General features: G+C 40.2%; 15 protein-coding genes. 3 read left to right on the top strand and 12 right to left on the bottom strand.

Annotated features, from left to right (window positions below; all coding sequences use genetic code 11):
* Positions 1-102 precede the first annotated feature (102 nt).
* The 12 genes from dltD to LQZ76_RS00690 form a co-directional block, all read right to left on the bottom strand.
* Positions 103-1,377 (bottom strand): D-alanyl-lipoteichoic acid biosynthesis protein DltD, encoded by a 1,275-nt coding sequence (dltD, locus tag LQZ76_RS00635; protein WP_230097844.1) that lies wholly within the window; start codon positions 1,375-1,377, stop codon positions 103-105.
* A complete protein-coding gene (gene dltC, locus LQZ76_RS00640; RefSeq protein WP_230097845.1) occupies positions 1,370-1,609 on the bottom strand; it encodes a D-alanine--poly(phosphoribitol) ligase subunit DltC in 240 nt (79 codons plus the stop codon). The genes dltD and dltC overlap by 8 nt, the downstream gene beginning before the upstream one ends.
* Before the next feature lie 24 nt (positions 1,610-1,633).
* Entirely contained in the window at positions 1,634-2,899 is a 1,266-nt protein-coding gene (gene dltB, locus LQZ76_RS00645) for a D-alanyl-lipoteichoic acid biosynthesis protein DltB (protein ID WP_230097846.1), read from the bottom strand.
* Complete coding sequence (gene dltA, locus LQZ76_RS00650) at positions 2,896-4,434, bottom strand: D-alanine--poly(phosphoribitol) ligase subunit DltA (protein ID WP_230097847.1); 1,539 nt, start codon at positions 4,432-4,434, stop codon at positions 2,896-2,898. The genes dltB and dltA overlap by 4 nt, the downstream gene beginning before the upstream one ends.
* Before the next feature lie 37 nt (positions 4,435-4,471).
* Entirely contained in the window at positions 4,472-4,621 is a 150-nt protein-coding gene (locus LQZ76_RS00655; RefSeq protein ID WP_230097848.1) for a teichoic acid D-Ala incorporation-associated protein DltX, read from the bottom strand.
* Between the two features lie 286 nt (positions 4,622-4,907).
* Entirely contained in the window at positions 4,908-5,681 is a 774-nt protein-coding gene (gene rnhB / locus LQZ76_RS00660) for a ribonuclease HII (protein WP_230097849.1), read from the bottom strand.
* Positions 5,662-6,564, bottom strand: coding sequence for a ribosome biogenesis GTPase YlqF (gene ylqF / locus LQZ76_RS00665; protein ID WP_230097850.1), 903 nt, complete (start codon positions 6,562-6,564; stop codon positions 5,662-5,664). The genes rnhB and ylqF overlap by 20 nt, the downstream gene beginning before the upstream one ends.
* A 2-nt stretch (positions 6,565-6,566) precedes the next feature.
* The gene (locus LQZ76_RS00670) at positions 6,567-6,788 is read right to left on the bottom strand and encodes a YozE family protein (RefSeq protein WP_230097851.1); all 222 of its coding nucleotides are present in this window, start codon (positions 6,786-6,788) and stop codon (positions 6,567-6,569) included.
* A complete protein-coding gene (locus tag LQZ76_RS00675) occupies positions 6,788-7,378 on the bottom strand; it encodes a YpmS family protein (RefSeq protein WP_230097852.1) in 591 nt (196 codons plus the stop codon). The genes LQZ76_RS00670 and LQZ76_RS00675 overlap by 1 nt, the downstream gene beginning before the upstream one ends.
* Entirely contained in the window at positions 7,379-8,290 is a 912-nt protein-coding gene (locus LQZ76_RS00680; protein ID WP_230097853.1) for an SGNH/GDSL hydrolase family protein, read from the bottom strand.
* 149 nt (positions 8,291-8,439) lie between these two features.
* Positions 8,440-9,291, bottom strand: a complete 852-nt coding sequence (locus tag LQZ76_RS00685) for a DegV family protein (protein WP_230097854.1) — start codon at positions 9,289-9,291, stop codon at positions 8,440-8,442.
* A 56-nt stretch (positions 9,292-9,347) separates the two neighbouring features.
* The gene (locus LQZ76_RS00690; protein ID WP_230097855.1) at positions 9,348-9,827 is read right to left on the bottom strand and encodes a hypothetical protein; all 480 of its coding nucleotides are present in this window, start codon (positions 9,825-9,827) and stop codon (positions 9,348-9,350) included.
* Positions 9,828-9,957: 130 nt separating this feature from the next.
* Between LQZ76_RS00690 and LQZ76_RS00695 the strand changes: the two genes are divergently transcribed.
* The 3 genes from LQZ76_RS00695 (at position 9,958) to LQZ76_RS00705 (ending at position 12,751) form a co-directional block, all read left to right on the top strand.
* A complete protein-coding gene (locus tag LQZ76_RS00695; protein WP_230097856.1) occupies positions 9,958-10,170 on the top strand; it encodes a DNA-directed RNA polymerase subunit epsilon in 213 nt (70 codons plus the stop codon).
* A gap of 3 nt (positions 10,171-10,173) precedes the next feature.
* Positions 10,174-11,853, top strand: coding sequence for a ribonuclease J1 (rnjA, locus tag LQZ76_RS00700; RefSeq protein WP_230097857.1), 1,680 nt, complete (start codon positions 10,174-10,176; stop codon positions 11,851-11,853).
* 256 nt (positions 11,854-12,109) lie between these two features.
* Positions 12,110-12,751, top strand: a complete 642-nt coding sequence (locus LQZ76_RS00705) for an HAD family hydrolase (RefSeq protein WP_230097858.1) — start codon at positions 12,110-12,112, stop codon at positions 12,749-12,751.
* The last annotated feature ends 96 nt before the right edge of the window (positions 12,752-12,847 follow it).

A 12,847-nucleotide genomic window follows, 5' to 3' on the forward strand; every position in this document is an offset into this window, starting at 1 on the left:
AGCTAACAATAACCACTAACACCATTTAAATCATCTGTTTTTTTACACAAAAAGAAGACTTAAATTATCTTAGAATAATTTAAGTCTTCTTGAGGTTGTGGCTTATTTAAATGTATTTACATCATTATTGATTGGATCAAAATTATTCCAGTCTTCTGAAATAAAATGATTGTTTAAATGATATACCGGTGCTGGTTGTTTATGTTCAAGGAATGGTGCCACCCCTTTATCAAAAGCAAGCCAACCACGCCAACCGAGGTGAATGGTATCTTCCATAAAGTATGGTTCATTACCGCGTCTTGATAAGTCTAAGATGTTGTTAAAACCTTGTGATGTTAATTGATGTTTGATCTTGCGTACTGACGCTTGATACATATTCTCATTTAACCCGGTATATTTAGCCCACTTAGAATTAACGGGTGGAATAACGAAGATTACATTCGTATGTGTTTTCGCTAATTGATCTAAGTCAAGTTGGAAATCACTATACTCAGCTGATTGGGTGTAATTAAAGTGAGCTTGGGCATTCTTTAATGATGGGAAGCTACTACCAATCCGATTAGTAAAGAAGTTATCAAGAATCCCAAAACGGTTATTACGCGTTTGCGACTCACCAAGTTGAACTGCTTTAGCATCAAGTGCTTGGGCATTATATGGTTGTGGTAACTCTTTAACCTTTGGAAGGACCCGTTTCTTCAAATTCGTACCAATATCAAAGCGTGAAAAGAAGGCATCTTCATTTGCATGAACTTGGCCTTGGAAATCAAGATACTTTTCATCCAAGTTTGATAATTTTTGACCATCGGCCACCTTTTGCACTAAATTACGATACGGTACATTGGGATAAGTCGCCAGTAACCGCTTAGCTGCGTAACGATCAGCAAATGTGTCCGTTTGATTTTTCAAGAAAGCCAACGCTTGTGACTTACTAAAGTAAAACTGGAACGCAGCACTTTGTTGATCAGCCTTAGTAAACCATTGTGGTGATACAAAGAATACCGCTTGCTTGTGGTGCATATTTTGCATAATTTGTTGCATTCCAAAATATTGCGTCAAGGCTTCAGCACCCTTTTGCCCTAATAAGAATGGTTGATAATTACGGTGATATGCTCGTGCTAAAACGGCTGGGTGAAAGGCATCCATCCGATTCCATTCACTTGACCCAAAAAAGGGAACAAAGCGATGGTCTTCATCTGACAACGCCATATTTTTTAAATAGGCTTGACGAAAGACGGTTGGTGATAATGAAACGGCAGCTTGTTCTTCATTTGCTAAATTATGCTTGTGCTTATCAATTGGACCGACAAACATCACTGTAAGCACTAAGATAGCGGCTACAACGACTGGCCCAAAAATTAAAGCTAATCGCTTAAGCATTCTTTAACCCCTTGATTCCGGCAACAATCTTGTTACCAGTATTCCAGTCATCACGGCCCAATTCCGAGACTGGCACTTTGATACCAAATTTTTCTTCCATGGCCACGATTAATTCAACCGTGCCCATTGAATCTAAGATACCAGCGTTATATAAATCTTCATCCATGATATCTGAAATATCTTCCATGAATAAGTCGTCAATCATTTCAATTAAATCTGCTTGAATGTCCATTATTTTAACCTCTTTCGTTGTTAACTATTTAATATTGTGGAACCATAATTGATCTAAGAAACCAGAGAATAGTAAGAAACTAATCATTACAAATTGGAAAGTCACAACAATCCCTAGTGCCGTCGTCCACTTATTACTTGGTAACGGTGGATTACCAGCCAAACGGCGTTCTTTATTGATCTTTTTCTTTTTACGCAACCATGCATCATTTACGACGATTGCAAGCCCGTGTAACAGACCGTAACTAATGTAATACCAAGTTACCCCGTGCCAGAATCCCATGATTAACATGTTGAGGATGTACGCCACGCTTGATGTTACATTACGATTTTTGAAAACTTTATTCTTTACTAAGACAAACACAATCCGCATAAATACGAAATCACGGAACCAAAAACTCAAACTAATGTGCCAACGATTCCAGAAATCTTTAATGTTTGGTGACTTAAATGGTTGATTAAAGTTCATCGGAATCTTAATTCCCATCAAGTATGAAATTGCGACGGCAAACAATGAATACCCGGCAAAGTCAAAGAATAAATCAAACCCATACGCATACATAACCCCGACAGTTGACCAGTTCATCCAACCGCCAACGGCTAGTGCGTGCGCCTTTAATGGGACTAATAAGATAGTACCAAAGAAGTATGCTAAGACGTATTTATAAAAGAACCCAAGCATTAAATACCAGACGGATTTTTCAAGTAAATCTAAATATTCAGCCCGTGTTGGGACATTATCGTAATCTTCTTCAAAGCGCCGGTAACGGTCAATTGGTCCGGATGAGATTGTTGGCATATACAACATGAACCGTAAGAACGTGCTAAGTTTAATATCTTTTAAGACCCCATCGCGCATTTCCATTAACATGGCCACGGAACGGAATGTTAAGTAAGAAATCCCTAAGAAACCAAGTAGTGAATTATTACCATCATCAATGGCAGGTGTGACCTTAACAAAGATCAACGGTAAAATTGCCAAGAAAACGGCTCCCGCAAAGACCGGGAATGTATCGTGATTTTTGCGATAAGCATGGTAGGCAAAAACGATAATCGTCTGCCAAATGACGTACGCCACTAACGCAAATAACTGGTGATAACTAGCGCCGGTATACATCACGACAATAAAGCCAAGCGATACGAGCGATTGATAAATTTTTAAGCGGCGGCCAAAAAACATTGCAACCACAATTGGAATTAATAATGCGAGTAACCATGCAAAGTATTTCGGTTCGCCATATGGTTGCCAATTTGGAATCGACTGCAACCATTGAATTAAACCTTGCATCATCGATTATTTACCTCGGCAATCAAACTCTTAATGTTGATTTTCCCATTTGGTGTAATTGGTAAGTCTTCACGGTAAATGAAACGTGAAGGCATCATGTAAGGCATCATTAAGTCTTTAAGACTTTCTTTAATCGCCTTTGTCAAAGCTAAGTTATCACTTGCATCAACATCTTCTTTAACCACAACGTACGCTAACAATTGTTGTACTTTGTGTTCCTTATTGTAGCGTGGAACTGCTACTGCTGATTTGATGTATGGTGATAAGTTTAAGACGTGAGAAACCTCTTCAAGTTCAATCCGGAAACCATTGAACTTAATTTGGAAGTCCATCCGACCACCGTATTGTAGGACGCCGTTAGCATCAAAGCTCCCTAAGTCTCCAGTGTGGTAAGCAGGTTGGCCTTCATATTCAAAGAACACTGCGGCCGTCTTTTCGGGGTTATTAAGGTACCCTTTCGAAACGTTTGGCCCAGCAATGATGATTTCACCTTGTTCACCGGCTGGTAAAACATGACCATCTTCATCAAGCACAACTGTTGTTGAACCAGGCTTTGGCAACCCAATTGGCAAGCGTTCGCCGCTAGTCAACATTGGTTCGGTAATCGCAATTGCTGATAAAGCCACCGTTGCTTCAGTTGGGCCGTATGAATTAATAATGCGGGCTTCTGGGAAACGAGCGTGTAACTTTTGCGCGGTCTTAACGGTTAATTCTTCACCACAGAAGTAGAAATGCGTTAAACTAGGCATTTTTTCGGCACAGAAATCTTCTGATAACATAGCCATTTCAGCAAATGAAGGCGTTGAAGTCCACACTTGAATTGGTAATTTTGGTAAGTAAGCAAACAACTTTTGGAAGTCACTGATGATATCCTTTGGAAGGGCAAACAATGTTCCACCCTTAGCTAAAGTTGGTGCCCAGTACATAACTGATAAATCAAATGAATATGGTGGTTGAGCCAACATTTGTGGTTGCTCAGGGACCATAAATTCTTCATCGGTAATCATCCAGTTGGTAAATGAAAGTAAGTTAGCGTGTGAAATTTGCACACCCTTAGGCTTACCCGTCGTTCCAGACGTAAAGATGATGTAATATGTATCATCATCAAGGACCGGTTGCGTCAATTCATAAGGTTGCTTAGCTTGCATTTGCGTAGTTAACTCATCAAAGTTGACTACCGGAATGCTTGGTACTTCGATTTGGCTTGGTAAGGCATCAACGGCTAAAATAGCGGCTGGTTCACCAATTTCTAAAATCGCGTTAATCCGATCAGCTGCTGATTCGACGTCAACAGGCATGTAGGCATGTCCTGATTTTGAAAGGGCCAAAAAGCTCACTAACATTTCAAATTGTTGACCACCGTATACTAATACTGGACTCTTTGCTGGTAATGCAAGCGTGTCAATGTACGCTGCTAAACTATCTGATTGGGCTTTTAAATCGGCATACGTGTGACTAGTTCCCAAGAAATCATATACAACTTGATCAGGTTGGGTACTAGCAAACGTATCGATTGTCTTAATAATATTTTCGACCATTGGACATTCCTTTTATATATTTAATATTTATTAAAAGCTAAAATTCATTGTAGATAAAGCCACCTTGGCCATGTTCGGCATACCCATACATATAGAGTAAGAACATGAGCACAATGAAGTAAAAGATGGTTTGTGCTATGAAACGAATAGCTTTGTTTGCGAGAAGTTGCTCAATATAATTAAACATCGCTGACCTCCTTACCTCAATTTAGAACGAAAATGTTATCATTTGCAATCAAACGGTAACATTTTTGAAACATTTCAACTTATTTATCATACGGTATCAATCCAGATGTGACAAGTCTCCGTTTATAATTTAACACAGCCTTAAAATTTATTAAGTCAGTATCAAAATTTTTACAATTACTTTCCAAAATTGACCATTCAAATAAATGTTATACAGGTGTACTATACCACATAGAACACAAGCAACCAAATATTTATCTCTATTTAACGTAATATCTAATTTAATTTTAATCTTTTAGATATTTTTTTACCGGTGCAAAAGTTTGGCGATGAATCGGCGTGATTCCATGTTGTGCCAACCCTGCTAAATGTGCCGCCGTGCCATAGCCAGCATTACTAGCAAAATCATATCCGGGATACTCACGATCATAAGCCGCCATAATTTCATCCCGCTTAACTTTTGCAACAATACTTGCTGCCCCAATTGAAGCGGACTTGGCATCCCCTTTAATTAATTTTTCTTGTGGTAAATCAACATCCACAACCATGGCATCGACTAGTAAGTAATCCGCCTGTGGTTTTAATTGACTAACCGCCTGTTGCATTGCGACCCGACTCGCCTCATAAATGTTGATTTGATCAATTTCAGGTGCTTCCACAATCCCAAAACCAACCGCGACTGCTTGGGCCATGATTTGTGGTGCTAACTCCCGCCGTTTTTTATCAGATAATTGCTTAGAGTCATTCACCCCTAACAATTCAAAATCAGCCGGTAAAATTACAGCGGCCGCCACAACTGGTCCGGCAAGCGGTCCGCGACCAACTTCATCAACCCCAGCAATCAATTGAAACCCTTGGGCCTTAGCAGCGCGTTCAATTTTTAAATGCTCTTGAAACGCTAATTTTGCCGCAGTTAACTTAGCATATTGGCGCTGCCATTGGTTAATTGCCGTTTGGACTCCTTGCCGTTCATCAGTCGCTAATTGGACCAATAACTCATCCTTAGGGTTGGTAATCATGGCTAATTGTGCTTTAATCGCTTTAATCGTTTGTTTCGGCATCGTGCGCCTCAACTTCTTCATCAAGTACTTCACCAGCCAATGGTGCTTTTTCCAATGTGTATTGGCAAATGCGACCACGACGTAAGTCTAGTAACAAACGCTCCGCTGCTCGGTCATAATCATCCTTGAATCCTAATTTTTTAGTAATTAATAACAAAATATCAACATCACTTAACTTATCAAAAATATCTTCATCTAAGTGGTACCGGGCAATTAAGGCTGGTTGGTTATCTTCTCGGAAAAAGCCAATTAAACTCAACGCCACATCGTCTTTGGCAATCAATGTATCCTTGATGGCTCCGGTAATAGCTAAGCGCTTACCAACTTCAGGATCTTCAAATTTAGGCCATAAAACCCCTGGTGTATCAAGTAATTGTAAATTAGTTGGCGTTTTAAGCCATTGTTGCTTTTTAGTTACCCCAGGTCGATCCCCAGTAATCGCAACATTTTTAGTAACCAAGTGATTAAGTAAAGTTGACTTACCAACGTTTGGAATTCCAGCCACGATGGCGCGCAATGGTTGATCTTTAATCCCTTTTTCAGCGTCCCGAACTAATTTATCCGCTAAGACACGCTTAGCAGCCTTAGTAATAACTTGGGGCGTCATGTGATCACGCGAATCCAAACCAACGGCAGCAATTCCTTGTTGACGGTAGTATGCTAACCAACGTTTGGTTTCACCAGGATCAGCTAAGTCGGTTTTAGTCATCACCAACAACCGAGGCTTATCACCAATTAATTCATCCAATTGAGGATTACGTGATGCATTTGGAATCCGTGCATCGACAAGTTCAAAGACGATGTCGACGAGGTGGAGGTTTTCACGCATTTGGCGAAAAGCTTTTGCCATGTGTCCGGGATACCATTGAATAATTTGTGCCATAATTAACCTTCGCTTTCTTTGTAACGCTGCCACGTCGTATCGAAAATATCCATACTTGGGAGGTAGCCAGCGTTTAGTTCTAAGTATTCTGAAATTTCATGATAATCAGTTGCTTGCTTGGGAAATGCTTGATCAAGAAAAGCATTTTGCGCAAAATTACTGATTTCGTCATATGCTAAGTGATTGCGTTGCGTCATCAAAAAATGATAAAAGGTTTGATACATTATTTAATCCGCCCTTCAAATTCAAATCGATTAGCCGGAATATCAATTGTCTTCGCCGCAAATTTAAATCCATCCAACGTCTTCAATTGATTTAATTGTAAAACAATTTCATTTTGTCGCGGTTTAATTACCACCCAATCTGGGACTTGATAAGTCCGTGAGAAAATGCCTAATACTAACCGGGTTGGTAATTGTAATTGCCCAACGTTAATGGCGTGGGCTTTTAAAACGACGTTCCCATCAGCCGTGACATGGGGTACCAGCGCCATCCCCGCATCCAATGACTGCCCTAAAACATTCACTTTACCGTAAATATTGACATATTCATTGATGGCAAAACTAATTTTTTGTCCTTGGCCAACTTGCTTTTCAGCTAAATAATGACTTGCTAATTTATTGATTTGGTCTTTGTTGAGCACAATATTAAACGAACTATCATTATTGGTTGATGGTGCGCTTGTTGCTGAATTCGTTGCGGGTTGATTAACTAACGTTACTACTGTACCAACCCCAATCACCATCGCCACTACGAGCAACCAAAAGCCCCAAAACCATCCATTAACTCGTTTTTTTGTTTGTGAATTCCGCATTTACTGCCCTCCAATTTTAGTATATTGCCAACTATCATGTAGCAACATTTTTTGTAATAATGCTTTCGTCATTAAATCATACCCTTTGGCATTGGGATGAAAATGATCCGCTGGGGATAGAAAGTTATTCTTCTCGGCTGCTTGTACGCGCGTACTTGAAAGGGCTGCTAAAAAGTTGGTGCCGACTTCATTTGCCTGCATAATTAAGTCCTGGCGGGCATGGCCATTTTGATACTGACCATACGTTAATTGCTTAAATGTTGGGACATAATAACCATCGTATTTAGTAACCATTGTAGCATTTACTTTATTATAGGTCGTCACACTTGTGTTAATCGCCGTAAAATTAGGAAAATAAACATACAAGGGATTATAGTTACCAAATAAAAATAAGGCTGCCTTGGGATTCAATTGCCGAACTCTGGCTAATAAAGCCTGCAAGTTAGCTGTATAGTGTGGCACGGTGCCTTGGACGGCTTTGGTTACTTCCGCCTCCGAATGACCGACAATCGCCCCTTGTAAGACTTTTAATAAATCATTACCACCCGCCGTTAATACAATCACATTGGCTTGCTTGACGGCCAATTGTTGGCGTGCACTTGCATTTAACCGTTTTAAAATTTGGTCAGAACGATCACCCTCCTTACCAAGATTAAGGGCCGTGGTTGGAATTTTAGTTTGTTTTTTAAGGGCTGTGGCAATCCGTCCCGGATAGCCATGAGCAGGTGTGGTATCACCGACACCTTGGGTTAGTGAATCACCCAAAGCCACTAACTTGAGTTGTTTAACTAGGTGTTGTTTAGTTGGCGTTGCCTGTTGCGGTTCATTTTGGTGGCGGCTTACCCAATATCCACCACTAGCTACCAGCCCAACCACGCCAATTGCAGCGACAATTTTCATCCATCTGCGCATCTAGTTCACCCCTTTCTCCAAATGTAACTACTTATAACTAAAAGTTCGCATGGTCCATTAACTGAACCATGCGAACTTTTGAGTATTAGCATCGTAATGGTGACATTACAAGTAACTGACATCAATAAGCTGACGATAAGGTCAGTCTATTACTCACCAAATTCATAAATCACAGCCAACGCCCCAGCTCCGGTGTGAGTTGCAATAATTGGTGATGTTTGATCAACAAAAATTTCGGCATCTGGGAACCGTTTACTAATTTCTGCTTGTACCATTAAGGCTTCGTCTAAGTTACCAGCATGTGATAGTCCAACCCGCTTGATTGAACCGTGTGCGTCCATTTCAGCATAAAAATCTTGATATGCTTTGTTAATAACCTTCATCCCGCGACCCTTAGCAGCAATCGCAATTTTACCATCAATTAATTCAATCACAACTTTAATGTTTAAGAAACCACCGATAAATCCAACCGCTTTGTTAAGGCGACCACCAGCAACTAAGTTATCTAAAGTTGGTACTGTCACGTACAATTTAGTATGATCACGAACATCATTAATTGCGGCAATTATTTCGTCACGTGAAGCGCCGTCTTTGGCCATTTTAGCAGCCGTCACTACTTGGAATCCTAAAGCCCGGTCTGTCATTTGTGAATCAATGGCTACGACATCACCTTTTGAAATTTGGCCGGCTTGTTCGGCTGAATGAACGGTCCCTGAAAGGGCATCTGTCATATGAATACTTAAAATTTGCACATCTTCACCAGTCGCCGCTAACTCATCAAACTTATCAACGAATGCTCCTAAAGCTGGTTGACTGGTTTTGGGTAGGGCGTCAGCTTTCGCCATTGCGTCCATAAATTCAGTCCCGGTAATAGTTTCACCATCGGCGTATACCGTACCATCAATCATCACGGTTAATGGAACTACCGTAATATCAAGGTCATTAATTTCTGCTGCTGATAATCGGGCTGATGAATCAGTCACAATTTTTACTTGGGTCATGCGTTTTTCTCCCGTATCTTGTTTAGCTTGCGCTATTTTATCTAATTATAGCAAAATCAAGCGCGTGTGTTAAGTTTTTCAATATCATGGGTATATTCTAGCGTCACTTGATTAATAATATACGTAATATCAATATGCCACTTATGGTCATCTAATGCTTGCCAAAAGTCCGTTACTTTAAACGGCGTCGCTAACTTTTGATAGCCGACTAAGCCATTTTGACGGGCGTAATCATTTAAGGTTTGCTCTAAGGTCAGCATCGCAGTGCCTTGATTGGCTATCCGTAAATCATCAAAAATAAACTCAAAAGCCATCACCCCATGCCCCCACACATTGGCGACTAGCGTTGAACTAATGGGCGCACTTTGATCAAATAACTCTGGTAAATTAGTTTGAGCGTAGCGCATTGCTTGATTTGTCGGTAATTGGCTACTCATAATCAACTGATTAGTTGTCGTCTGAGCCGCGTGGCGCCGAATAACCGAAATAATCATCACCAATAAAATTACGACGATTACGGTAATAATAACTATCATGCTTCCCTCCCCATGCGAATGGTTAAAATTATTTGAAAAATTATTGTACAATGACAATATACATGATTTTTGATACAATATAAACAAGTCTATGTCGTGAAAATTTTTAAACTAAGGAGTACACAGATTAATGGTATTCAAGATTTACTACCAAGAAACAAAAGCACAAAACCCTAAGCGGGAAAACACACGGGTAATGTACGTAGAAGGCGCTAGCTTAGCTGAGGTTCGCCATGACGTTGAAACTAAAACTACCCACAATATCGAATTCATTGAAGAATTGTCGACGGCGGCACTCGAATATGAACAAGAAAGCGTTAACTTCTCCTTAACGGAGCTCTAATTAATGAGCAATCAATTGGATATTCGTCCAGATGAGACTGCGATCTACGCGATTGGTGGCCTTGGCGAAATCGGGAAAAATACTTACGGTATTCAATATGGTGATGAAATCATCGTCATTGATGCCGGAATTAAATTCCCCGAAGATGAATTACTCGGAATTGACTATGTGATTCCTGACTATTCATACTTAAAAGAAAACGTCGAAAAAATCAAAGCGCTCGTAATTACTCACGGACACGAAGACCATATCGGAGCAATTCACTACTTTTTAAACGCCGTCAATGTTCCGGTGTATGCTGGTCCCCTTGCCTTAGCTTTAATTAAAGGTAAGCTTGAGGAGCATGGTTTATTAAATTCAACTGAATTACATGAAATCAACGAAGATTCAATCTTACAGTTTGAAAACATGAAAGTTGAATTTTTCCGCACAACCCACTCAATCCCTGATACTTTCGGGGTGGCCGTTACCACGCCAAGTGGAGTTATCGTTGAAACGGGGGACTTCAAATTTGACCTCACGCCAACTACTAAACAGCCACCTAACTTGCAAAAGATGGCCCGGATTGGTTCTGAAGGTGTTTTAGCCTTAATGTCAGATTCAACTAATGCGGAACGTCCTGAGTTTACTAAATCTGAACAATTTGTGGCGCGTTCAATCAAAAAAATCTTCAAAAACGTTAAAGGTCGGATTATTTTTGCTACCTTTGCCTCAAACCTTTCACGGGTTAAAGTTGCGACGGAAGTAGCGATTGCTGAAGGTCGTAAAATTGCGGTCTTTGGTCGTTCCATGGAAACCGCCATCAATAACGGGCGTGAATTAGGTTATTTGGATATTCCCGACTCATCATTAGTTGATGCCTACGAAATTAACCACCTACCGGCTGAAGAAGTAATGATTTTATGTACGGGATCACAAGGTGAACCAATGGCAGCCCTTGCACGGATTGCTAATGGAACGCACCGTCAAGTTTCAATCCAACCAAACGATACGGTGATCTTTAGTTCTTCACCAATTCCTGGTAATACCCAATCAGTTAACCGGGTTATCAACGAATTAGAAGAAGCTGGGGCTAATGTTATCCACGGTAAGATTAATAACATCCACACTTCTGGTCACGGGGGCCAAGAGGAACAAAAGTTGATGTTAGCGTTAATGAAACCTAAATTCTTCATGCCAATTCACGGTGAATACCGGATGCTCAAAGTCCACGCTGGTTTAGCGGAAGAAATTGGCGTCCCTGCCGAAAATAGTTTCGTGCTTGAAAATGGGGATGTCCTCGCCCTAACTAGTGATTCAGCTCGCGTTGCTGGTCACTTTAGTGCAGAAGATGTCTACGTTGATGGTAACGGAATCGGTGACATCGGGAACGTCGTGTTACGCGACCGACAAATGTTATCCCAAGATGGTTTAGTCGTTGTTGTGGCGACAATCAATCTTGCTAACAAAGAAATTACCGCTGGTCCTGATTTACTTTCACGTGGTTTTGTATACATGCGTGAATCAGGTGAAATGATTAATGAAGGTCGTCGTCGCGTATTTGCTACTATTCGTCGCGCCATGGAAAATCCAAATGCCAACGAAAATAGCATTCGTAATGCCGTGATTGAAGACTTACAATCATACCTCTACGAAAAAACGGAACGTAAACCAATGATTTTACCAATGTTTATCATGATTTAATCAGACAAACTTGTTGGCAATATTAAAAGGAGTTGTGACATAACTCTTTTCTGGTATTAATTTGCTGCTAGAAAGTGTTCCAGAAGTCCGATATATTCGAAATACGACAAAATCCTCATGAAGACTTTTCTTCATGAGGATTTTTAGTGTATTTCTCGATATCGCCCGACTTCTGTCACACTCCCTTTTTTTACTTACAATCTAGCTAGATAATCGTTATAATTAAATCAATAATAATCAATTGAGGTAAGTAATTATGAAAAAGTTCATTATTTTTGATGTCGATGGCACCCTCCTTGATACCGAAAAAATGTATATGAAATCACTCCAATTAACGCTTGCTAATCATGGCATTGACAAGACTTACGAAGAAGTTTATAAAATCTTTGGGCTCCCTTCAAAAGAAGCACTTGAATACTTTGGGATTGATGATGTTGAAGCAATGCAAGCGGAATGGCAAAGTCACTATCATGATTTTTGGGATGAAGTTGCTTTATTTAACGGCATTAAACCTATGCTTACCAAGTTGAAACAACATGATGTTCATTTAGCAATTGTGACTTCTAATACCCCCGCTGAATTTGCTGATCATATTGATGGCTTCGGTGTGATTGATTTCTTTGATGCCTTTGTTTTTGCCGGTGAAACCCGTCGGATGAAGCCATTTCCTGATCCCATTTTAGCCGCGATTGAAAAACTCGATGCCGATGCTGATAGTGCCGTTTACATTGGGGATTCAATTCATGATATGAAAGCGGCCCATGCGGCTGGCATTGACTTTGCCTTAGCAAGTTGGAGCATTCCAAGTCTGGAACCATTTAACGATTTACAAGAATTCACCCTCGTTGATCCCGCCGACGTTTTAGATTTATTAACGGACGCTAGTGATGATGATTAATTATTCAAATTAGTTTTAACCCCTATATATTCGCAATACTAAATAAGTCCCCTGAATAATTTTCTTCAGGGGACTTATTTAGTATATTTTTCGATA

This window comes from Periweissella ghanensis (assembly GCF_918814755.1).
GTDB lineage: Bacteria > Bacillota > Bacilli > Lactobacillales > Lactobacillaceae > Periweissella > Periweissella ghanensis.

Coding starts and splice junctions, on each gene's coding strand:
- dltD (WP_230097844.1), bottom strand. CDS start 1,377: ATGCTTAAGCGATTAGCTTTAATTTTTGGGCCAGTCGTTGTAGCCGCT.
- dltC (WP_230097845.1), bottom strand. CDS start 1,609: ATGGACATTCAAGCAGATTTAATTGAAATGATTGACGACTTATTCATG.
- dltB (WP_230097846.1), bottom strand. CDS start 2,899: ATGATGCAAGGTTTAATTCAATGGTTGCAGTCGATTCCAAATTGGCAA.
- dltA (WP_230097847.1), bottom strand. CDS start 4,434: ATGGTCGAAAATATTATTAAGACAATCGATACGTTTGCTAGTACCCAA.
- LQZ76_RS00655 (WP_230097848.1), bottom strand. CDS start 4,621: ATGTTTAATTATATTGAGCAACTTCTCGCAAACAAAGCTATTCGTTTC.
- rnhB (WP_230097849.1), bottom strand. CDS start 5,681: ATGCCGAAACAAACGATTAAAGCGATTAAAGCACAATTAGCCATGATT.
- ylqF (WP_230097850.1), bottom strand. CDS start 6,564: ATGGCACAAATTATTCAATGGTATCCCGGACACATGGCAAAAGCTTTT.
- LQZ76_RS00670 (WP_230097851.1), bottom strand. CDS start 6,788: ATGTATCAAACCTTTTATCATTTTTTGATGACGCAACGCAATCACTTA.
- LQZ76_RS00675 (WP_230097852.1), bottom strand. CDS start 7,378: ATGCGGAATTCACAAACAAAAAAACGAGTTAATGGATGGTTTTGGGGC.
- LQZ76_RS00680 (WP_230097853.1), bottom strand. CDS start 8,290: ATGCGCAGATGGATGAAAATTGTCGCTGCAATTGGCGTGGTTGGGCTG.
- LQZ76_RS00685 (WP_230097854.1), bottom strand. CDS start 9,291: ATGACCCAAGTAAAAATTGTGACTGATTCATCAGCCCGATTATCAGCA.
- LQZ76_RS00690 (WP_230097855.1), bottom strand. CDS start 9,827: ATGATAGTTATTATTACCGTAATCGTCGTAATTTTATTGGTGATGATT.
- LQZ76_RS00695 (WP_230097856.1), top strand. CDS start 9,958: ATGGTATTCAAGATTTACTACCAAGAAACAAAAGCACAAAACCCTAAG.
- rnjA (WP_230097857.1), top strand. CDS start 10,174: ATGAGCAATCAATTGGATATTCGTCCAGATGAGACTGCGATCTACGCG.
- LQZ76_RS00705 (WP_230097858.1), top strand. CDS start 12,110: ATGAAAAAGTTCATTATTTTTGATGTCGATGGCACCCTCCTTGATACC.